The following is a 20,766-nucleotide window of genomic DNA, read 5'->3' on the forward strand; positions in this document are numbered from 1 at the left end:
GGCTGCACCCCATCGTTGCCGAACCCGACCCCGCCACGCAGGCACACCGCACGGATGAGGGCGCCCGCGTACTCGACGCGCATCGCGCGTACACCCGCGCGCCGAGAATCGGCCGGGTTCAGCGCAGCGTGAGTTCGGTGGGCTTCTTCGGTTGGGCCGGGTCGAAGAGGTCGAGCAGGGCGGCCGCCCGCTCGGGCGTGCCGGTGGTGGTCGTGGCGTCCCCGCCGGCCAGCGCGCCGCGTAGGTCGGTGCGACCCAGGTGCAGGGACTCCACGGTCTCGCGCGGGAGTTCGAGGACCACGTCGGCGTCCGCCGGGATCTCGCGCAGGAAGCGGGCGACGCCCCGGTGGATGTGCAGCGCGACCGCCTCCTCGCCGTGCACGCCGCCGCGGACCCGCCAGCCCAGCACGGCGTCCACCTCCAGCGCCTCCTCGGCCCGCAGCCGGGTCGTGTACAACTCGATCAGCCACGCCGCCGGGATCCGGGCGACCAGGTCCCGGGGCGCGAAGATCGCCGCGAAGTTGATCAGCGGCAGGATCGGCTGGATCCGGTCCTCCAGTTCGTCCGCGCTGGTCAGGTACCAGTTCCGCCAGTTGACGTTGAGCTGCGCGTAGCCCAGCCGGCGAAACGCGGCGGCCTTGACCGAGCGCGCGTCCGCGTCCTCGCGGTCGATCCGGGTCAGGTGCGTGGCCAACTCGGCCGCCCACTGGTACTCGCCCGCCGTGTACGCCTGCCCCGCCGCCGCCAGCACCCGCTCCCGGCCGCCCATCAACTCCACCGTCCGGCGCGCGTATTCCGCCCGGGGCAGCGGATCCAGGTCCACCGGGTCGCCGCCGAACCAGCCCAGATAGCCGAAGAAGATCTGCCGCACGGTGTGCTTGACCGTGCCGTAGTACTCCCGCGCGTACGGCGCGTACGAGGCCAGGTGCTCGGGCAGTTCGACGGTCTCGGCCAACTCGTCCGGGGTCAGCCCCTCGTTCATCCGGCGCACGGTCTGGTCGTGGATGTACTGGATGCAGTCCCGCTCCACGCCCAGCACCTCGGCGACCTTCGCCGCGCCGGACACCGGCTGCCCGTGGCTGGGGATCAGGTGCGCGGCCCGGTGGGCGCGCAGCGCGTCGATGCTGCGCACCCACTGCATCGGGTCGCGGTAGCGGCAACCGCGCAGGGTGTGGATGTTCGGCAGGGTCGGCCCCTGGATGGTGTCTCCGCACAGCAGGACGTCGCTGTCCGGGAGGTACACGCTGATCGCGTCGTCGGTCTCGCCGGGGTTGTGGAACAACCGCAGCCGCACGCCCGCGACCTCGGTCTCCAACTCGTCTCCCACCAGCACCGTGGGCATCACGAACGACGGTGTGCCGACCCCCGCGTGCGGGCCGACGGCGTCGTTGACGCCCTCGGTGTCCGAGGGGCCGAGCAGATTGCCCAGCGAGTACACCGAGCGCAGGCCCATGATGTGCAGCGCGGGTCCGGACTGGTCGGTCAGCGCGGCCAGGAAGGTCCGGTGCGCGTACACGTCCACGTCCGGCGTCGCGGCCCAGTGGCTCAGCCCGTTGACGTGATCGGGGTGGTGGTGGGTGACCACCACGGCCCTGACCGGAGCCCGCGGATCGTCCAGGTGCGGGCGTACCTCCGCCTCGATCACCGCGGCCAGGTCCGCGCCGCTGCCGGTGTCGACCACCACCAGGCCGTCGGGGCCCTCGATCACCGTCGCGTTGGCCGAGGACCAGCCCACGGCGACGTGCACATGCTCGGCCACGGTGTACACGCGCTTGGCGAAGTGCGCGGTGTGGGCGGCGAGTTCGGGATGAACGGCAGGCTCGACCTCGTACGTCATGGCCGGGCAGCCTGCCACGTCCGGCCCTACGAGGGAAGAATGGTCTTCTCCGCCCCGGGCCATTCCTCCGCGGTCAGCGCGAACCGTTCGTGGTCGCGCCACGCGTCGTTGAGAAAGAGCATGCGCGGCGTGAAGCCCTCGTAGCGAAAGCCCATCCGCCGCGCCAGCGCGATCGAATTCTCGTTCCCCGGCTGCACGTTGATCTCCAACCGGTGCAGCCCGAAGCCGTCCGCGGCGAACACCCGATCGATCACCAGGGCGAGCGCCTCGGTCATCCGCCCGGTGCCCGCGTACGGCGTGTAGGCGTCGTAGCCGAGCGAGGCGTTGCAAAACCGCGAGCGCACGATATTCGACACGTTGATCCGGCCGGCGAGCGCCCGGTCGGCGATGTCCACCGCGAGGAAGGTGCGGAAGGTGTCGCTCTGCCGGCGGATCAGGTCCGGCAGGTCGTCCGGGTCGGACGGGTTCCAGCGCGCGATGTGCTCGGAGCGGCGGATCGCCTCGGCGGACGCCGCCGCGTCCGACACCCGCGGCGCCCGGATGCCCACCCGGCAGCCGGGCACGGTGTACAACTCCGGCGTCCCGACCATCCACATCCCCTTCTCGTCCTCGCCGACCGTTTCCCCGGAGGGCGCCCCCGGGGCACGGTCGGCCCGCGTCGCCTCCGAGCCTACTTCTGGCCCGGAGGAAGGAAGTTCTTGAACTCCTCGGGCAGTTCGAAGTCGGCCGCGCCGCCCGCGCCGCCGGCCGGCAGACCGAACGGGTTCGCCGCGCGCTCCTCGCGCCGGGCCGCCTCGGCCGCCGCCTCCTGCTTGCGCTTCATCGGGTTGCCCGACTGGCGCTTGCCCTTGGCCTGCTTGGGCGCCTTGCCCTTCTTCTTGCCGGCGCCCCCGCCCATGCCCGGCATCCCGGGCATGCCCGGCATGCCGCCGCCCTTGGCCATCTGGCCCATCATCTTGCGGGCCTCGACGAACCGCTCGATCAGGTTGTTGACCGCGTTGACCTCGGTACCGGCACCCTTGGCGATCCGGGCCCGGCGCGAGCCGTTGAGGATCTTCACGTCGGCCCGCTCGGCCGGCGTCATCGACTTGATGATCGCCGCGACCCGGTCCAGGTCGCGGTCGTCGATGTTGTCGATCTGGTCCTTCATCGCGCCCATGCCGGGCAGCATGCCGAGCAGCTTGGAGATCGAGCCGAGCTTCTTGACCTGCTCCATCTGCTGGAGGAAGTCCTCCAGCGTGAAGTTGTTGCCGCCGCCGTGCAGCTTCTCGGCGGCCTTGAGCGCGAGGTCCTGGTCGTACTTGGCCTCGGCCATCTCGATCAGGCTGAGCATGTCGCCCATGCCCAGGATGCGCGAGGCCATCCGGTCCGGGTGGAAGGCGTCGAACTCGTCGAGCTTCTCGCCGCTGGAGGCGAACATGATCTGCCGGCCGGTCACCGACGCGACCGACAGGGCCGCGCCACCGCGCGCGTCGCCGTCGAGCTTGGAGAGCACCACGCCGTCGAAGCCGACGCCGTCGAGGAAGGCCTGCGCGGTGACCACCGCGTCCTGGCCGATCATCGCGTCGACGACGAACAGGATCTCGTCCGGCTTGACCGCGTCCCGGATGTCCGCGGCCTGCCGCATCATCTCGGCGTCGATACCCAGGCGACCGGCGGTGTCGACCACGACCACGTCGTACTGCTTGGTCTTGGCGAACTCGATCGAGTCGCGGGCGACCTTGACCGGGTCGCCGACGCCGTTGCCGGGCTCGGGCGCGTAGACCGCGACACCGGCCCGCTGGGCGACCACGGAGAGCTGGTTGACCGCGTTCGGGCGCTGCAGGTCGCAGGCCACCAGGAGCGGCTGGTGCTTCTGCTCCTTGAGCCACTTGCCGAGCTTGCCCGCCAGGGTGGTCTTGCCCGCGCCCTGGAGGCCGGCGAGCATGATCACCGTGGGGCCGGTCTTGGCGAAGCGCAGTCGCCGGGTCTCGCCGCCGAGGATCCCGACGAGCTCCTCGTTGACGATCTTGACGATCTGCTGGGCCGGGTTGAGCGCACCCGACACCTCGGCGCCCCGGGCGCGCTCCTTGACGCGTCCGATGAACTCGCGGACCACCGGGAGGGCCACGTCGGCCTCGAGGAGGGCGACGCGGATCTCGCGCGCGGTGGCGTCGATGTCGGCTTCGGAGAGCCGCCCCTTGCCGCGAAGGTTCTTGAAGGTCGCTGCGAGGCGGTCGGAGAGAGTGTCGAACACGTCGGCAGAGGTCCTTCGTCAGATACGGGTGGTGTCGGGCCCAGCCTAACCGCCCGCCGAGCGGTCGTGGCGGGGGCACGCGCCCCGGCTTGGCCCGCCGGCCCCGGATGCGGCGCCCCGCGCCGCCTCGCCGCTCACCCGGCCAACGCCTTCTCCAACGTCCTGGCCAGGTTTCGGGCCTCGCCGGCGGCCAGCGGCCGGCCGTTCGGGGCGACCACGTAGAAGGCGTCCACGGCTTCCGCGCCGTGGGTGCCCACCCGGGCCTGACGCACACTCACCCGGGCGTCGGCGAGCGCCTTGCCGATCCGGTGCAGCAGTCCGGGGCTGTCGTGCGCGCGCACCTCCAGGACGGTCGCGCTCTCGGACGCGTCCGCGATCACCTCCACCCGGGCGGGCGCCCGGGTGGTGCCGCGCCGAGGCGGGTACGCCGCCTCGCGCTTGGCCAGCCGGGCGGCCACGTCCAAGCCGCCGGCCAGGGCCTTGCGCACGTCCTCGCGCAGCGCGGCCGGGTCGGGCAGCCGGCCGAACTCGGTCTCCACCGTCCACACCGTGATGCCCAGCTCGTCGACCACGTCGATCGCGGCCGAGCGCACGGTGAGCCGATGCAGGGCCAGCACGCCGGCGGCGAGCGCCATCAGGCCGACCCGGTCGGCCGCCGCGATGGTCACCTCCGCGCCGAAGGGCAGCGGTTCCAGGCGAACCACCGGGAGTTCGCCCGGTACATCGGCGGTGACGCTCCGCTCGGGCACCGCCGGGGCCGGCCGGCCGGCGAACACCGCCCTGGTCCGGGCGACGAGGTCCCGGACCAGGGCGTCCCGCCACTCGCTCCACGCGGCGGGTCCGGTGGCGGCGGCGTCGGCCTCGGTGAGCGCGTGGAGCAGTTCGAGGGTTTCCACGCCGCCCACCGCCTCGGCGAACGCCGCCACCGTGGTCGGATCGTCCAGGTCGCGCCGGGTCGCGGTGTCCACCAGCAGCAGGTGGTGGCGCACCAGGGTGCCCAGTACGTCCACGTCGTCCTTGGCGAAGCCCATCCGCGCGGCCGCCTCCCGCGCGATCACCTCGCCGCTCACGCTGTGGTCGCCCGGCCAGCCCTTGCCGATGTCGTGCAGCAGCGCGGCCACCAGCAGCAGGTCGGGCCGGGCCACCCGCCGGGTGTGCGCGGCGGCCTCGACCGCGGTCTCGATCAGGTGCCGGTCGACGGTGAAGCGGTGCACCGCGTTGCGCTGCGGGCGACAGCGCACCCGTTCCCAGTCCGGCAGCAATCGGGTGATCAGCCGCTTGGACTCCAGCGCCTCCCAGACCGGCAACACGTCGCGCCCGGCGCCGAGCAGCGCCACGAACGCCTCACGCGCGGCGGGCGGCCACGGATCGGCCAGCGGCGGGCACTCCAGCTCCAGCCGGTCCACGGTGTGCCGGGACAGCGGCAGGCCGGCCTGCGCGGCGGCCGCGGCGGCGCGCAGCAGCAGCACCGGGTCCCGGGCCGGCTGCGCGGCCTGGGCCAGCACCGCCTCGCCGGCGTACTCGACCACGCCCTCGGCCAGTGGCGTACGCGCGGACACCCCGGCCCGGGCCCGGCGCAACCGACGCACCCCCGAGCCGGCCTCGCGCGCCGCGAGCACCCGGGAGACCTCGCGCCAGGTCACGTCGCCCGCGTAGGTCAGCGCCCGCGCCGCCTCGGAGACCCGGCGCAGCAGGGTGTCCGCGTCCAGCAGCCCCAGCCGCCGGGCGACCGCGTCCTGCTCCTGGAGCAGCAGCCGGTCCGAGCCGCGTCCGGTGACCAGGTGCAGCGCGTCCCGCACGTCCAGGAGCGTGGCCCGCGCGGTGTCCACCTCCTCGTGCGGCGCGTCCGCGATCCACGAGGCCGAGATCGCCCGCAGCGCGGTGGCGTCGCGCAGGCCGCCCCGGGCCTCCTTGAGGTCGGGTTCGAGCAGGAAGGCGACCTCGCCGTGCCGCTCCGCGCGTTCTCGGCAGGCCGCGAGCAGTTCGGGCAGCCGCTTGACCGCGGCCGCGCGCCACGCGGTGAACATCGAGGTGCGCAGCGCGGCGGTCAGGTCGGCGTCGCCCGCGATGTGCCGGATGTCGAGCAGGCCGGTCTGCACCCGCAGGTCCTCGGCGGCGGCCCGGCGGGCCTCGTCGGGGGTGCGCACCGAGTGGTCCAGCGCGATGCCGGCGTCCCACACCGGGTACCAGATCGCGTCGGCGAGTTCGCCGACCCCGCGCCGGCCCTCGTGCAGCAGCACCACGTCCAGGTCGCTGCCGGGGGACAACTCGCGCCGGCCGTAGCCGCCGACCGCGACCAGCGAGACGCCCTGTGCGGGCGCGCCCGCGCCGGTGAACAGCTCGGTCAGCCAGCGATCCGACAGCGCGCCCAGCGCCTGTCGGCGGGCCGCCCCGGTGGGGCCGGCGGGATCGGCCAGGAGGTCGTCCCTGGCCCGGGTGTAGCGCGAAGTGGGGGTCGGTTGCATGGGGCCTGCTCCCTCGTTCACACGCGCCGGCCGAAGTGTGCCCCGACGTGGGCCGGGGCAAGGTGGCCGAGCACCGCGAGCGGTCGACGCGAAGGCCGATGGCCGGACCCGTCCCCGAAGACTCGCTTCGGGGCGGGACCGGCCATCGGGGGTCCTACAGGGCTTCCGGGCCGCGTTCGCCGGTACGCACCCTGACCACACTGTCCACCGGGACGATCCAGGCCTTGCCGTCCCCGATCTTGCCGGTGCGCGCGGCCTTGACCAGCACGTCCAGCAGTTCCTCGGCGTCCTCGTCGTCCGCGACGACCTCGATCCGGACCTTGGGCACGAGGTCGACCTGGTACTCGGCGCCTCGGTAGACCTCGGTGTGGCCGCGCTGCCGGCCGTAGCCGCTCGCCTCGGTCACGGTGAGGCCGTGCACGCCGAACGCCTGGAGGGCGTTCTTGACGTCGTCGAGCCGGTGCGGCTTGATCACCGCCGTGATGAGCTTCACGCATCCACCTTCGTGTCGGCGGGGGCCGCGGCGCCCGCGCCCGTAGAGGTGCCGATGCCCGCCGACGGTCGGGTGGAACCGCCGAGTGCGGCGAAGTCGTACCCGGTCTCGGCGTGCTCGACCCGGTCGATGCCGGCCACCTCGTCGTCCTCGGACACCCGGAAGCCGATGGTCTTGTGAATGACCGTGCCCAGGATGAAGGTGACGACGAAGGAGTAGGCGAGGACGGCACCGACGCCGATCAGCTGCTTGCCCAGCTGGTCGAAGCCCCCACCGTAGAACAGGCCCTCGACATCGTTTTGGATGTGGCCGGTGGCCAGGAAGCCGGGGGCGAGCGAGCCGATGATGCCGCCGACCAGGTGCACGCCGACCACGTCGAGCGAATCGTCGTAGCCGAGCTTGTACTTCAGGCCCACCGCCCAGGCGCAGACCGCGCCCGCGACCAGACCCAGCGCGATCGAACCGAGCGGGCTGAGCGCACCGCACGCGGGGGTGATCGCGACCAGGCCGGCCACCGCGCCGGACGCGGCGCCCAGGGTGGTCAGGTGTCCGTCGCGGATCTTCTCCAGGAACAGCCAGCCGAGCATGGCCGCGGCGGTGGCGATCTGGGTGTTGATCAGCGCCCGGCCGGTGACGCCGTCCGCGGCGAGCCAGGAGCCGGCGTTGAAGCCGAACCAGCCGAACCACAGGAGGCCGGCGCCGATCATCACCAGCGGCAGGTTGTGCGGGCGCATCGGGTCACGCTTGAAGCCGACCCGCTTGCCGATCACCAGGACCAGGGCCAGTGCGGCGATACCGGCGTTGATGTGCACCGCCGTACCGCCGGCGAAGTCGATCACGCCCTTCTCGAACAGCCAGCCGTCCGCGGCCCAGACCCAGTGCGCGATGGGGAAGTAGACCAGGGTCACCCAGAACGCCACGAACACGGCCCAGGCGGTGAACTTGGTGCGGTCCGCGACTGCGCCGCTGATCAGCGCCGGGGTGATGATCGCAAACATCAGCTGGAAGGCCGCGAACACCGTCACCGGGATCGTGTAGCCGTCCCACAACTCCGCGACCCCGATGTCGCGCATGCCGTACCAGTCGAGGTTGCCGACCAACCCGCCGAAGGCGTCCGTACTGAACGTCATCGAAAACCCGTAGAGCACCCACAGCACCGTCACGACAGCCAGGCAGATGAAGCTCATCATCAGCATGTTCAGGACGCTCTTCACGCGGACCATGCCGCCGTAGAAGAACGCCAGCCCGGGCGTCATGAGCATGACCAGTGCGGCGCTCAGGAGTACGAATGCGGTGTTACCCGTGTCCATACTCTGCCTCTCTTCTCCGTGGCCCCGGCCGACCTCCGGGAGCTCATGGGAAGGAGCTTCGGGGTGTGAGGTTTCACGCCGTGGCGCGACGTGTTTCGCCGACGTGACGCTTGGCGCACATGTGTTTCCGGCGGATGAACGTCCGCTCACGCGCCGAGCCGGCCGGATCGCGCCGCTCGCGCGGAGCTACGGGTGGCACGGCCCGGGCGGCTCGGGGTCGCGCGCGCGACGCGTGTGTGGGTGTCCGGCGGATGAGCGGCGGGCGACCCACACACAGCCCGTCGACGACATCTGACGCACCGTCAGTTAGTTGGCCTCCGCACCTTATTCGCGCAGGTCGACACGTGCGGACGGAGGGCAACCCTCCGGTTCGGGACCGACGTTTTCGACCCGCTAACGGTTGCCGTGAATCCATTGACATTGATCGCGCCCACTGCCGTAATTAATCACCGCGCTTAACTGACGACCCGTCAAGGCACGTGTCACCACAGGTGAACGGCCCTGTCCGGGATTCGGCGGTTTCGCGCGAACGCACCACCGCACGGAATGTTCAACAGACCTCGTCAACCGACCAGACCAGCGAGAGGGGGTGACACCGTCGTGTTGCGCCTGCTCGGTCGCAAGTTGCTGGCCCTGATTCCGGTGCTGTTCCTGGTCACGTTCGCGACCACGGCCCTGCCCGACCTGGTGGACGGCTCACCGGTCGCCCAGATGCTCGGCCCCGGCTCCACACCGCAGGACCTCAAGGACCTGGAGCACGAGTTCGGGTACGACAAGTCGCTGCCCGTCCGATACGTGACCTGGGTGGGCAACGCGCTCACCGGCGACCTCGGGGAGTCCCTGAAGACCCGGACCTCCGTCATGGACGGCATCAGCGAGCGGTTCCCGGTGACCCTGGAACTCGCCGTCTTCGCCCTGCTCATGGCCCTGATCGTGGCCGTGCCGCTGGGCGTGTGGACGGCCGCGAAGGCGGGCGGTCGCGTCGACCGCGTGATCGGCGGGCTCTCCTCGGGCCTGCTGTCGATCCCCACCTTCGTCAGCGTGTTCATCCTCGTCTACTTCTTCGCGAACCCGAACATGATGCTCGCGTTCAAGCCGACGGGCTGGGAGTACATCTCGGTCGACTTCGCCAAGAACATCGAGTTCGCGTTCCTACCCGCCCTTGCCCTGGCACTCGCGGAGATCCCGCAGTTCCAACGCCTGTTGCGCAGCGACATGCTCGCCACGCTCCAGGAGGACTTCATCCTGACCGCGCGGTCCAAGGGTCTGTCCACGCCGTACGTGCTCTTCCGGCACGCGCTGCGACCCTCGTCCTTCTCGCTGCTGACCGTCTCCGGCCTGACCCTGGGTCGATTGATCGGCGGTACGGTCATCGTCGAGTCCTACTTCGCCATCCCCGGCTTGGGACAGGGCATGTACCAGGCGATCAACGGCAAGGACATCCCCGTCGTGCAGGGCACGGTCGTGGTGATCGCGATCATCTACGTGCTGCTCAACACGCTCGTGGACATCGGCTACTCCCTCATCGACCCGAGAGTGAGGGCCCGATGAGCACACTCGAAACCGCGCCCGAGCCCGCCCTGGGCGCCGCCGAACCCACCGGACTGCGCCCCTCGCAGGTCAAGCGGGCCAAGAGCGGCAAGGCCCGCAAGCGCCCCAGCATCCTGCTCTGGTTCGCCATCGCGTGGATGAGCATCGTGCTGCTCGGCGCGCTGCTGAGCCTGATCGCCCCCGGCGTCTTCCCGCACGAGTACGGCAAGGCGTTCGGCGAGGCGAAGCAGAAGCCCTTCGCGGCCTGGCCGGAGTTCCTCGGCACCGACGGCCTCGGCCGCAGCCACCTGACCCGGCTCGCCTTCGGCGCACGCGTGTCGATGATCGTCGCGCTGGTGTCGGTCGTGGTCGGCGTGGTGATCGGCGGCCTGCTCGGTCTGGTCGCGGCCTACTTCCGCGGCGTCACCGAGATGATCATCGACCTGTGCTCCGACGCGCTGCTCGCCTTTCCGCCGCTGATCCTGCTGCTCGCGCTGTCCTCGGTGTACGAGCCGTCGCAGACCAGCATCACCGCCGGTCTCGCCGTGTTGACCATCCCCGGCTTCACCCGGCTGACCAAGGCGAGCGCGATCGCCCAGTCCAACCGCGAGTACGTCACGGTGGCCAAGGCGATGGGAGCGGGTCCGGGTCGGATCATCTTCAAGGAACTGTTGCCCAACACGTTCCCGGCGGTGATGTCGTACTCGGTGATCGTGATGGCGGTGCTGATCGTCGCGGAGGGCTCGCTGTCCTTCCTCGGCCTGAGCATCCCGCCGCCGATGCCCAGTTGGGGCGGCATGATCAACGCCGCCAAGGACGACCTCTCGCTGTATCCGTCCCAGGTGTTCGTGCCGTGCGGCGTGCTCTTCCTGACCGTCTTCTCGCTCAACGTCATCGGCGACCGGCTGCGCGCGAAGTTCGACGTCCGCGACACCAAGCTGTAGCCGAGGGATCGGCGCCGGCCCTCGCCCCGAGGGCCGCCGTCGATCCCGTTCTTCGACCCCCTCACACAGACGGGACCGCTCTCATGGACGGGATCCAACAGCCGCGCGGCGCGAAGGTGGCGTGGTGACCATGGCGGAGCCGAAGACGACCGGCTCGCCCACGCCGGACGCACCACTGCTGCGGGCCACCGACCTGCGGGTCCACCTGGACACCCCGCGCGGGTTGCTCAAGGCGGTGGACGGGGTCTCCTTCAGCATCGAACGCGGCGAGACGCTCGGCCTGGTCGGCGAGTCCGGCTCGGGCAAGTCGATGCTGGTGCGCTCGCTGATGGGCATCTGCCCCTCGATCGCCGACATCCACGGCAGCGTGCGCCTGGACGGCCGCGAACTGGTCGGCGTACCGCGCAAGGAGGCCCGCACGATCTGGGGCAACCGGATCGCGATGGTCTTCCAGGACCCGATGACCTCGCTCAACCCGGTGCTGCGGATCGACCGCCAGCTCACCGAATCGATGCGGCTGCACCTGGGCATGGGCAAGAAGGAGGCCGGCGAGCGCGCGATCGAACTGCTCACGCTGGTCGGCATCCCCGAGCCGGTCAAGCGCGCCCGGCAGTATCCGCACCAGCTCTCCGGCGGTATGCGCCAGCGGGTGACCATCGCGATGGCGCTCGCGTGCGACCCCGACGTGCTGATCGCGGACGAGGCGACCACCGCGCTGGACGTGACCGTGCAGCGGCAGATCCTCGACCTGCTCCAGGAGATCCAGGCCGAACGCGGCATGGGCATGATCCTGGTCAGCCACGACCTGGGCGTGGTGGCCGGGCGGACCGACCAGATCGCCGTGATGTACGCCGGCCGCATGGTCGAACACTCGCCCACCGCCGACCTGTTCGCCCACCGCCGGCACCGCTACACCGAGGCCCTGCTGGGCGCCGTGCCGCGCCTGGACGTGCCCCGCGAGCAGCGCCCGCGGGCGATCCCGGGCGCGCCGCCCGACCTGGTCACGCTCAAGTCCGGCTGCGCGTTCGCGGCCCGGTGCACGGCGGCGGACGACCTGTGTCGGACCGAGCGGCCGGAGTTGGGCGACGAACTGGGCACGCACCGGTTCGCCTGCCACCACCCCGTCGGCGAGGACGTCGCCGTCGCCGCGGACGACGCGACCGGGCCGCCGTCCCTGATCAAGGAGACCTCCGCATGACCGCCGACGGCACCGCGCCGGGCGCGCTCGCCCTGGACACCAAGCCCGCCGCCGAGCCCGCGACCGGCACCGACCCGCTGCTCACGGTCACCGACCTGGTCCAGCGCTTCCGGGTGCCCGGCGGGATGATGAACGCCGTCGCGGGCGTGAGCTTCGAACTCGGGCGCGGCCGTACGCTCGGTCTGGTCGGTGAGTCCGGCTGCGGCAAGTCCACGCTGGCCCGGGCCATCCTGCAGTTGACCAAGCCGTCCGAGGGCTCGGTCCGGTTCGACGGGCAGGAACTGACCACGCTGCCCAAGGCCGGCCTGCGCACCATGCGCCGGCGGATCCAGATGGTGTTCCAGGACCCCATCTCGGCGCTGAACCCGCGTCGCAAGATCTTCGACATCGTCGCCGAGGGGCTGGTCATCTCCGGCCTGTCCGCCGAGGAGATCCGCCCGCGGGTGGAGGCGGTGCTGCGCCAGGTGGGCCTGGACCCGGAACTGGTCGCCGATCGGCGTCCGCATCAGTTCTCCGGCGGACAGTGCCAGCGGATCGCCATCGCCCGGGCCATGGTGGTCGACCCCGACCTGTTGATCTGCGACGAGCCGGTGGCGTCCCTGGACGTGTCGGTGCAGGCGCAGGTGCTGGACCTGCTCGACGAGATGAAGACCCGCACCGGCGTGTCGATGATCTTCGTCGCGCACGACCTCGCGGTGGTGCGCAACATCAGCGACGACGTCGCGGTGATGTACCTGGGCACCATCGCCGAGACCGGCGACACCGCGGCGATCTACGACTCGCCCGCGCACCCCTACACGCGCGCCCTGCTCGACGCGGTGCCCGCGCCCGACCCCGCGGCGGCGCCGGCCGGTCCCGCGCTCAAGGGCGAGATCCCCTCGCCGATGAACCCGCCCAGCGGCTGCCGGTTCCGGACCCGCTGCCCGATCGCGCGCGACGAGTGCGCGGCGCACGTACCGACGCTGCGCGAGATCGCGCCGGGGCACCGGGTCGCGTGTCACTTCCCGCTGGTGGGCGAGGCGGCCGTGTTCGACCGCGCCGTCTCGGCCGCGGAGCCCGACCCCGAGGCCGAGGCACGTTCCGAGGCACCGGCAGAGGCCGCGTCGAAGGCCGAGGTCACGTCGAAGTCCGGAAGCGAGGTCGAGCCGGCGCCCGAGACGAAGACCGGGACCGAGGCCGCGTCGAAGTCCGAGCCGGTCACCGAGGCCGCGGCCGAATCCGACCCGGAGGCGGAGGCAGCGGCGGAGCCGGCGGCCGACGCCGGGGCCAAGCCCACGACCAAGGCCGAGGCGACCGAGCGGGACTGAGCACCGACACCCGACGCGGTACGGCCGACCCGGCCGTACCGCGTCGCTGTCCGTACACGGGCGTGTCCGGGCCGAGCGATCGGGGGCCGAATCGGGCATCCCGTCGACGATGCGACACGTGTCGACCTATAGCCTCACGGCGCTGACCGCGCTGACCGCGCGGCAGCCGGCCTTCGGCCGGCCTGCTCCATGCTTGAGGACGTTTCCAGTGGCACACGCACGAACCTTCGCCCTTCGGGCACGCCGTCGCACCGCCGCCGTGATCGCGGCGATCGGCCTCCTGGCCGCGGCCGGCTGTGGTGCCGAGTCCGGTGAGATCCCCAGCGCGGCGGGCACGCCCAAGGCCGGCGGCTCGCTGGACGTCCTGGCCACCGCCGACGCCCGCAGCCTCGACCCCTTCCTGCCCTCGTACGCCGCGCAGGCGGACGGAAACCGGATGGCGGCGCTGTACGACAGCCTGGTCTGGACGAACCCGGTCACCGGCTCGGTGCAGCCGCAGCTCGCCGAGAGCCTGGCCCCGGTGGAGGGCGGCGGCAACAAGATCTGGAGCCTGCGGATCCGGCCCAACCTCAGGTTCACCGACGGCACGGTCTTCGACGCCGCGTCCGTCAAGATCAACTGGGACACGCACGCGGTGCCCACCACCAAATCCCGGCAGCGGGACGCCACCGTGGGCATGAAGAGCCAGATCGGCGCCGACGCGCTCGAACTGCGGATCATCCTGGACAAGCCGAACGGCAACTTCGACCGCCTGGTCGCACGCAGCCTGTCCTTCATCGCCTCGCCCAAGGCGATCGCCGAGGGCGTCGACAAGCTGGCCGAACACCCGGTCGGCGCGGGCCCGTTCATGCTCCCCCCGGGCGGCTGGGTCAAGGGTGACCACCTGACCCTGGTGAAGAACCCGACCTACTGGCAGGGCCCGGCGAAGCCGTTCCTGGACAGCCTCACCTTCCGCTTCGAGGGCTCCGGCAGCGCGGCGGTGGACAAGGTGAAGAAGGGCAAGGCCGACGTCGCCAACGTCAGCGACGCGTTCACCCTCAAGGCCGCGCGCGACGCGGGCATCGGCGTCGAGTCGCTCGCGCTCTCCGGTGGCCAACTGCTGAGCTTCGACACCTCCGGCGGCCCCACCGCCAACCCCGAGGTGCGCCGCGCGATCGTGCTGGCGCTGAGCAGCGAGGAAATCAACAAGCGCGTGTACGGCGGCGCGGGCACCCCCGCGCGTGGCATCTTCAACCAGGCCACCGCGCTGGCCAACCCGCAGTTGTCCGCGCCGGAGAACAAGCCGCAGCAGGCCGCCGAGTTGTTCGACAGGGTGACCGAGCACGGCGCCAAGCCGATGCGGATCAAGTTCTTCGCGCCCAAGAGCGGCGCGATCGACGAACTGGGCCGCTACATGAAGGAGACGCTGGAGCGGTACCCCGGCGTCGCGCTCGACGTGGAGACCGCCGACCTCTCCGAGTTCGTCAAGCGCTCCAACCTGGCCGAGGCGTTCGACGTCAAGGTCAGCCAGTTGCTCGCCGACGACCCCGAGCCGGTGGTCTACCAGTACCTGCACCGGGGCAGCCCGAGCAACTGCTGCTTCTATGGCGACGACGTGGTGGACCGGGCACTCGACGACGCCCGCAACACCACCGACCCGTCCCGGCGTCGCGCCGCCTACACGCAGCTCCAGCTCCAGTTGGACCGGGACATGCCGCTGTGGGTCTATCAGGAGGCGGTGGTGGCGGGGGTGTTCCGTTCCGGGGTGACCGGCGTGCAACTGTCCAACGACGGCATCTTCCTCTTCGATCGCATCGGCAAAAAGGACTGACTGGTCATCAGAAGTACAACAGTGACCCGATCTTGATGGACCAGATCGCCGGAAGGCAGTAGAAAGGGACGGCACCCTTACCAGTCGGTTCGTGGAGGCCGGGAATCACCTTCGTGATTCCCGGCCTTCACGTGTCTCGACTCCGGGCCGCAGACATCCGAGTAGCACGCACCACCGCACGACAGCACAGCCGCACGGACGCACCACCATGCTCCACCCGGGGCGCCGTCGCCCTCTCCCCCCGAGTCGGCCGACGTACCCGGCACCAAGCACGTCCGCCGCCCGGCCACGGAAGCCCGGGCGGTCCGTCAGGTGAAGGTTGGCCCTGCAGTGACTCGTACTTCCCCGTTGTCCCTTCGATCCACGCGCCGTTCCCGTCCCCGGCGCCGAATAACCGTGCTGGTCGTCGCGACCGCACTGGCCACCGTCCTCGCCGGTTGCGGGGGCGACGACGAGACCAAGCCGTCGGCCGCGGGCACGCCCAAGCAGGGCGGCTCGCTCACGATGAGCCTCCCGGGCGACTCCACCAGCCTGGACCCCTTCTCCACGTCGTACGTCAACGTCGCCGACGGCAGTCGCATGCAGGCGCTCTACGACTCGCTGGTGTGGGCGGACCCCACCACCGGCAGTGTGCGCCCGCAGATCGCCGAGTCGCTGGCGATCAACGGCCCCAAGGCCGACACGTGGCGACTCAAGCTCAAGCCCAACGTGAAGTTCAGCGACGGCACGGTGTTCGACGCCGAGGCCGTCCGGTTCAACTGGGACCGCCACAAGGACCCCAAGGTCGGTTCCTTCCAGCGCGGCGCGGCGAGTGCGATCCTCTCGCTCGCCGTCAGCGACCCGCTCACCCTCGACATCAAGCTGGTCACCGAGAACGCGAACTTCGACCACCTGGTGACCCGCAACCTCTCCTACATCGCCTCGCCCACCGCGCTTCGGGCCAGTCCCACCGGAATCGGTGACAAGCCGGTCGGCGCGGGTCCGTACAAGCTGGTGAAGTGGGATCGCGGGGTCAAGCAGACCTTCACCCGAAACCCCGACTACTGGCAACTCGACAAGGGTCTGCCACACCTGGACAACCTGACCATCACGGTGGACACCGACGTCAACCACTCGGTGACCGCGGTCGACGAGGGCAAGACCGACCTGACCGTCGCGGTGGACCCGCTCGCCACCGCACAGGCCGAGGAGAAGAAGCTGGGCGTGACGCGGATCGGGCTGAACGGCGGCCAGATGGTCGTGTTCAACCTCAGCGTCGCGCCGTTCAAGGATCTGCGGGCCCGCCGCGCGTTCGTCTACGCGTTCAACGGGATCGAGATCAACCAGAAGTTCTTCGGCGGCAAGGGTACGCCCGCCAAGGGCATCTTCGCCGCGTCCTCCCCCGTGGCCAACATCCAACTCGCGGCCTCGGAGAACGACCCGAAGCGGGCCAAGGAGCTCTTCGACGACGTGACGGCGGGCGGCACCAAGCCGCTCAAGTTCACCTACTGGGTGCCGCAGGCTCCCGCGTCGATCCGGGTCGCCGAGTACATGAAGCAGGTCCTGAACACCTACCCCGGCGTCGAGATGGAGGTCAAGGTCGTCGACATCGCGACCTACGTCAAGACCGTCCGCAGCGGCAACACGGAGTGGGCCGCCGCTCTCGGTCAGCAATGGATCGACGACCCGGAGCCGGGCATCTACGATCTGCTGCACAGCAAGAGCATGCCGAACAACAGCAATTACGAGAACCAGGCGGTCGACACCGCGCTCGAGGACGCGCGCAGGACGACCGACCCCGCCCAGCGACGCGACGCGTACACGCGTGTACAGCTGCAGGTGAACAAGGACATGCCGTTCTGGGTCTACCAGGAAGCGGTCACCGCCGCGGTCTACAGCCCCAGGATCACCGGCATCCAGTTGGCCAACGACGGCGCCATCCTGTGGGACCGGATCGGCACCACCGGCTAGTGGATCCACCCGTCCCGCCCGGGCCCGTGTGCCCGGGCGGGACGTCCCTCCGTACCCCCGGGCCGAATCACGCCCGCCATGCGGACGCACCCGGTTCCGCCGCGACTCGGGCGCGAACCGCCGCACCACAGCGCTACCGCACTTCCGGAACGACTGCACGACTGCACCGACGCACGAGGCACGTTCGAACCCCACAGTGATAGGTAGGTAGGCCGGCAGTGGTAACCCACCCGAAAACACCCTTGCGACGACCACCGTGCCGCGGCCTGCGCCGCCGACTGGCCCTCGCTCTCGCGGCGGCGACGGTGCTGGCGACGGCGGGCTGCGGTCTGGACTCCTCCGACTCCGGGAGTTCCTCCGGTGAGCCCGAGCACGGCGGTTCGGTCACGATCCTGATGCCCGGCGAGGAGCGCGGACTCGACCCGTTCACCGCCTCCTACTCCAGCGTCGCCGACTCGAACCGGTTGGCCGCGCTGTACGACGTCCTGGTGTGGACCGATCCGAGCACGGGCGGGGTGCGCCCCAAGCTGGCCGAATCGCTGGTCTCCGACCAGAGCGCGCGGATCTGGACCCTGACCCTGCGTCCGGACGTGCGGTTCAGCGACGGCAGTTCGCTCGACGCCGGCACGGTCAAGGCGAACTGGGAGGCGCACCGCGACCCCACGGTGCGCTCGCTGGTCGGCGGTCCGCTGCGCGGGGTGCTGCTGACCGAGGTCTCCACGCTCCAGTTGCGGATCGAACTGCCCTCCTCGAACGCCAACTTCGACCACACCATCGCGCGCAACCTCTCCTTCGTCGCGCCCCGACGCCTGGTCGCCACCGCCGACGGCCGCTACGAACTCAAGCACGCGCCGGTGGGCGCCGGCCCGTTCAAGGTGAAGAGCTGGGAGCCGGGCAAGGAGTTGCGGCTGGAGCGCAATCCCCAGTACTGGCAACGGAATCGGCCCTACCTCGACGAGGTGGTCTTCCGGGTGGACAAGGATGTCGAGGGCGCGAACAAGTCGATCCGGGCAAAGCGGGCCGACCTCACCCTGACCATCGATCCGCAGAGTGTGGCGCAGGCCCGCGCGGACGGACTGGTCGCCGAGGACACCCGTCTCAACGGCGGACTGATGGTCGCCTTCAACGTGCGCAAGGGAGTCTTCCAGGATCCGGCCGCCCGCCGAGCGGTGGCGCTGGCGCTCAGCAGCGCCGAGATCAACCGGCGTTTCTACGGCGGCCGGGGCGAATCGGCGCGTGGCATCTTCGACGCCACGTCGCCGCTGGCGAACGTCAACCTGGCCGCGCCGGAGAATCGGCCCGACGAGGCCCGCGCGCTGTTCGCGCAGCTCACCAACAACGGGAAGAAACCGTTCGTCTTCCGCTACCTGGTGCCCGACAACGTCAAGATGCGCGGCACCGCCGAGTACATCCGGCAGACCCTGGAGGGCTATCCGGGCGTCACCGTGATCGTCGAGATCACCGACATGGCCTCGCTGGTGACCCGGTTGGCGGGCAGCGACTTCGACGCCACCGTATGTCAGCTCTGGGCCGACGACGTCGAGCCGACGATCTATCAATTCCTGTACAGCAAGGCCGGTTTGAGCAACATCACCGGCTACGCGAACGACGTCGTGGACGCCGCTCTGGAGGACGGTCGGCGATCCACCGACGCGTCCTCGCGGCGGGACGCCTACACCCGGTTGCAGAACCAGGTCAATCGCGATCTCCCGTTCTGGGTCTACTCGTCGGCGGTCATCGGCGCGGTACACCGGGCCGACCTGGTCGGGATCCAGTTGTTCAACGACGGCCTGATCCACTTCGACGCCATCGGGCGGCGCTGATGAGCGGCTGACCCCCACAGACCCGGCCGGGTGGCCGGCGCGACCCGGTGTTCTCGGTGTCGCGCACACCACCCGGCCGTGCACCACAGCACCACAGCACCCGATCCGAACGGGGATCGGATGTGCCTTGTGACAACGGAGGAGTCACATGAGCAGCAACCTCGGCAACAACGCACGAAAGCGCTCGGCGGCCATCGCCGGCGTTTCCGCACTCGCCCTGACCCTCGCCGCGTGTGGCGGCGGGGACGACGCCGCCGGCGGCAAGGCCGACCCGAACGCGTCCGCGGGTGCCAAGAAGGGCGGCAACCTGACCCTGCTCACCGTGTCCGACGCGCGCAGCATGACGCCGTTCAACGCGTCGTACGCGGCGGTCACCGACCTCAACCGCATGCTCGCCGTCTACGACGCGCTGTTCTACGTGGACAACACGCAGAACAAGGTGGTCCCGCAGATCGGCGAGAGCCTCAAGAGCGACGACGGCGGCAAGGTCTGGACGCTCAAGGTCAAGCCGAACGTCAAGTTCAGCGACGGCACCCCGCTGGACGCCGCCGCCGTCAAGTTCAACTGGGAGATGCACGCCAAGCCGGAGGTGCTCAGCCAGCACCGCCCGGCCGCGAGCGGCCTGGGGCTGGAGGTGGCCGACCCGCTGACGCTCAGGATCACGCTGCCGATGCTGAACGCGAACTTCGACCGCACGGTGGCCTCGGAGCTGTCCTACATCGAGTCGCCCAAGCAGTACGCGGCCGACCCCAAGGGCGAAAAGCCGGTCGGAGCCGGTCCGTTCGTCCTCAAGTCCTGGACCCGGGACAGCCAGATGGTGTTCGAGAAGAACCCGAACTACTGGCAGGGACCGGACAAGCCCTACCTGGACACGCTGACCATCAAGGTGGTCAACGACGTCAAGCAGCAGGTCGACACGATCAAGGCCGGTGGCGCGGACATCACCTTCACCATCGACCCGCAGAAGACCAAGGCAGCGCAGGAAGGCGGCCTGGGCGTCACGCCGTTCACCCTCGACGGCGGCCAGATGATCGTCTTCAACACCTCGACGGCGCCGTTCGACGACGCTCGCGCGCGCCGTGCGGTCGCGCTCGCGCTCGACCCGGTCGACCTGAACCAGAAGATGTACGCGGGCACGGCGACCCCGGCCAAGAGCATCTTCCACAGCGGCAAGACCTTCACCGACGCCACCGCCGCGCAGCCGAGTCCGAACAAGGTCGAGGCGCAGAAGCTCTTCGACGAACTCGCGGCCGAGGGCAAGCCGGTCAAGTTCAACTACCTGGTCCCGGAGAACCCGACCTCCAACGCGACCTCCGAGTACACCATGACTGCGCTCAACGCCTTCAAGAACGTCGAGGTCAAGCTCGACAAGGCCGAGGTGGCCAGCTACTACCTGCGCCTGACGGTGCAGAAGAACTACACCGCGGCGCTCTACCAGATCTGGTCCAGCGACCCGGAACCGGTGCTGTTCAACAGCCTGTTCTCGCAGACCCCGTTGAACTTCACCGGGTACAAGAGCCCCGAGGCGGACGCGGCGCTGATCAAGGGCCGCTCCACCACCGACGAGGCGGCGCGCAAGGCCGCCTACTCCGACCTGCAGAAGGTGCTCGTCAAGGACCTGCCGATGCTCGCCTACCAGGAGGCGGTCACCAACATCATCTCCGGCCCCAGGGCCGTGGGTGTGGTGGGTGTGCAGGACGGTGGCATGCTGATGGACCGGGTCGGCCTGAAGTAGCCGAACGCCGGTCCCGGATCGCCTCCGGCTGATCCGACACACCGTCACCTCGGGTGTCCGGGAGGCCCGTTCGCAATCCGCGAGCGGGCTTCCCGGCCACCTCCCGGGCCGGAAAGTCCGGTCTCCCG

14 protein-coding genes are annotated in these 20,766 nt (G+C 70.3%); 8 read left to right on the forward strand and 6 right to left on the reverse strand.

Annotated elements, in window-relative coordinates:
• Positions 1–118: 118 nt before the first annotated feature.
• The 6 genes from ACZ4FV_RS17155 to ACZ4FV_RS17180 form a co-directional block, all read right to left on the reverse strand.
• Positions 119–1,837 (reverse strand): alkyl sulfatase dimerization domain-containing protein, encoded by a 1,719-nt coding sequence (locus ACZ4FV_RS17155; protein WP_395872670.1) that lies wholly within the window; start codon positions 1,835–1,837, stop codon positions 119–121.
• 26 nt (positions 1,838–1,863) lie between these two features.
• On the reverse strand, positions 1,864–2,427 hold the full coding sequence (locus ACZ4FV_RS17160) for a GNAT family N-acetyltransferase (protein ID WP_395872668.1): 564 nt from the start codon (positions 2,425–2,427) through the stop codon (positions 1,864–1,866).
• An 80-nt stretch (positions 2,428–2,507) separates the two neighbouring features.
• The gene (gene ffh / locus ACZ4FV_RS17165; protein ID WP_406298616.1) at positions 2,508–4,073 is read right to left on the reverse strand and encodes a signal recognition particle protein; all 1,566 of its coding nucleotides are present in this window, start codon (positions 4,071–4,073) and stop codon (positions 2,508–2,510) included.
• Positions 4,074–4,207: 134 nt separating this feature from the next.
• On the reverse strand, positions 4,208–6,538 hold the full coding sequence (locus ACZ4FV_RS17170) for a [protein-PII] uridylyltransferase (protein ID WP_465322855.1): 2,331 nt from the start codon (positions 6,536–6,538) through the stop codon (positions 4,208–4,210).
• Positions 6,539–6,692: 154 nt separating this feature from the next.
• Entirely contained in the window at positions 6,693–7,031 is a 339-nt protein-coding gene (locus tag ACZ4FV_RS17175) for a P-II family nitrogen regulator (RefSeq protein WP_360310627.1), read from the reverse strand.
• Entirely contained in the window at positions 7,028–8,341 is a 1,314-nt protein-coding gene (locus ACZ4FV_RS17180) for an ammonium transporter (protein ID WP_395872663.1), read from the reverse strand. The genes ACZ4FV_RS17175 and ACZ4FV_RS17180 overlap by 4 nt, the downstream gene beginning before the upstream one ends.
• Before the next feature lie 600 nt (positions 8,342–8,941).
• Here ACZ4FV_RS17180 and ACZ4FV_RS17185 point away from each other — a divergent pair.
• The 8 genes from ACZ4FV_RS17185 to ACZ4FV_RS17220 all read left to right on the forward strand — a co-directional run bounded on the left by ACZ4FV_RS17185 (position 8,942) and on the right by ACZ4FV_RS17220 (position 20,638).
• Entirely contained in the window at positions 8,942–9,892 is a 951-nt protein-coding gene (locus ACZ4FV_RS17185; protein ID WP_395872661.1) for an ABC transporter permease, read from the forward strand.
• Positions 9,889–10,815: an ABC transporter permease gene (locus ACZ4FV_RS17190; RefSeq protein ID WP_395872659.1), complete on the forward strand. Its 927-nt coding sequence runs from the start codon at positions 9,889–9,891 to the stop codon at positions 10,813–10,815. Before ACZ4FV_RS17185 ends, ACZ4FV_RS17190 begins: the two co-directional genes overlap by 4 nt.
• A 130-nt stretch (positions 10,816–10,945) precedes the next feature.
• Positions 10,946–12,013, forward strand: a complete 1,068-nt coding sequence (locus ACZ4FV_RS17195; RefSeq protein ID WP_395872657.1) for an ABC transporter ATP-binding protein — start codon at positions 10,946–10,948, stop codon at positions 12,011–12,013.
• The gene (locus ACZ4FV_RS17200; RefSeq protein WP_465322856.1) at positions 12,010–13,320 is read left to right on the forward strand and encodes an ABC transporter ATP-binding protein; all 1,311 of its coding nucleotides are present in this window, start codon (positions 12,010–12,012) and stop codon (positions 13,318–13,320) included. The genes ACZ4FV_RS17195 and ACZ4FV_RS17200 overlap by 4 nt, the downstream gene beginning before the upstream one ends.
• A gap of 208 nt (positions 13,321–13,528) precedes the next feature.
• Positions 13,529–15,130, forward strand: a complete 1,602-nt coding sequence (locus ACZ4FV_RS17205; RefSeq protein ID WP_395872653.1) for an ABC transporter substrate-binding protein — start codon at positions 13,529–13,531, stop codon at positions 15,128–15,130.
• Positions 15,131–15,526: 396 nt separating this feature from the next.
• Positions 15,527–17,080: an ABC transporter substrate-binding protein gene (locus ACZ4FV_RS17210; protein WP_395872651.1), complete on the forward strand. Its 1,554-nt coding sequence runs from the start codon at positions 15,527–15,529 to the stop codon at positions 17,078–17,080.
• A gap of 242 nt (positions 17,081–17,322) precedes the next feature.
• Positions 17,323–18,903 carry an ABC transporter substrate-binding protein gene (locus tag ACZ4FV_RS17215; protein ID WP_465322857.1) on the forward strand — a complete coding sequence of 527 codons (1,581 nt, stop codon included), beginning with the start codon at positions 17,323–17,325 and terminating at the stop codon, positions 18,901–18,903.
• Positions 18,904–19,051: 148 nt separating this feature from the next.
• Positions 19,052–20,638, forward strand: coding sequence for an ABC transporter substrate-binding protein (locus tag ACZ4FV_RS17220; protein ID WP_395872648.1), 1,587 nt, complete (start codon positions 19,052–19,054; stop codon positions 20,636–20,638).
• The last annotated feature ends 128 nt before the right edge of the window (positions 20,639–20,766 follow it).

The organism is Embleya sp. NPDC025285 (assembly GCF_055558835.1).

Coding starts and splice junctions, on each gene's coding strand:
- ACZ4FV_RS17155 (WP_395872670.1), bottom strand. CDS start 1,837: ATGACGTACGAGGTCGAGCCTGCCGTTCATCCCGAACTCGCCGCCCAC.
- ACZ4FV_RS17160 (WP_395872668.1), bottom strand. CDS start 2,427: ATGGTCGGGACGCCGGAGTTGTACACCGTGCCCGGCTGCCGGGTGGGC.
- ACZ4FV_RS17170 (WP_465322855.1), bottom strand. CDS start 6,538: ATGCAACCGACCCCCACTTCGCGCTACACCCGGGCCAGGGACGACCTC.
- ACZ4FV_RS17180 (WP_395872663.1), bottom strand. CDS start 8,341: ATGGACACGGGTAACACCGCATTCGTACTCCTGAGCGCCGCACTGGTC.
- ACZ4FV_RS17190 (WP_395872659.1), top strand. CDS start 9,889: ATGAGCACACTCGAAACCGCGCCCGAGCCCGCCCTGGGCGCCGCCGAA.
- ACZ4FV_RS17195 (WP_395872657.1), top strand. CDS start 10,946: ATGGCGGAGCCGAAGACGACCGGCTCGCCCACGCCGGACGCACCACTG.
- ACZ4FV_RS17200 (WP_465322856.1), top strand. CDS start 12,010: ATGACCGCCGACGGCACCGCGCCGGGCGCGCTCGCCCTGGACACCAAG.
- ACZ4FV_RS17220 (WP_395872648.1), top strand. CDS start 19,052: ATGAGCAGCAACCTCGGCAACAACGCACGAAAGCGCTCGGCGGCCATC.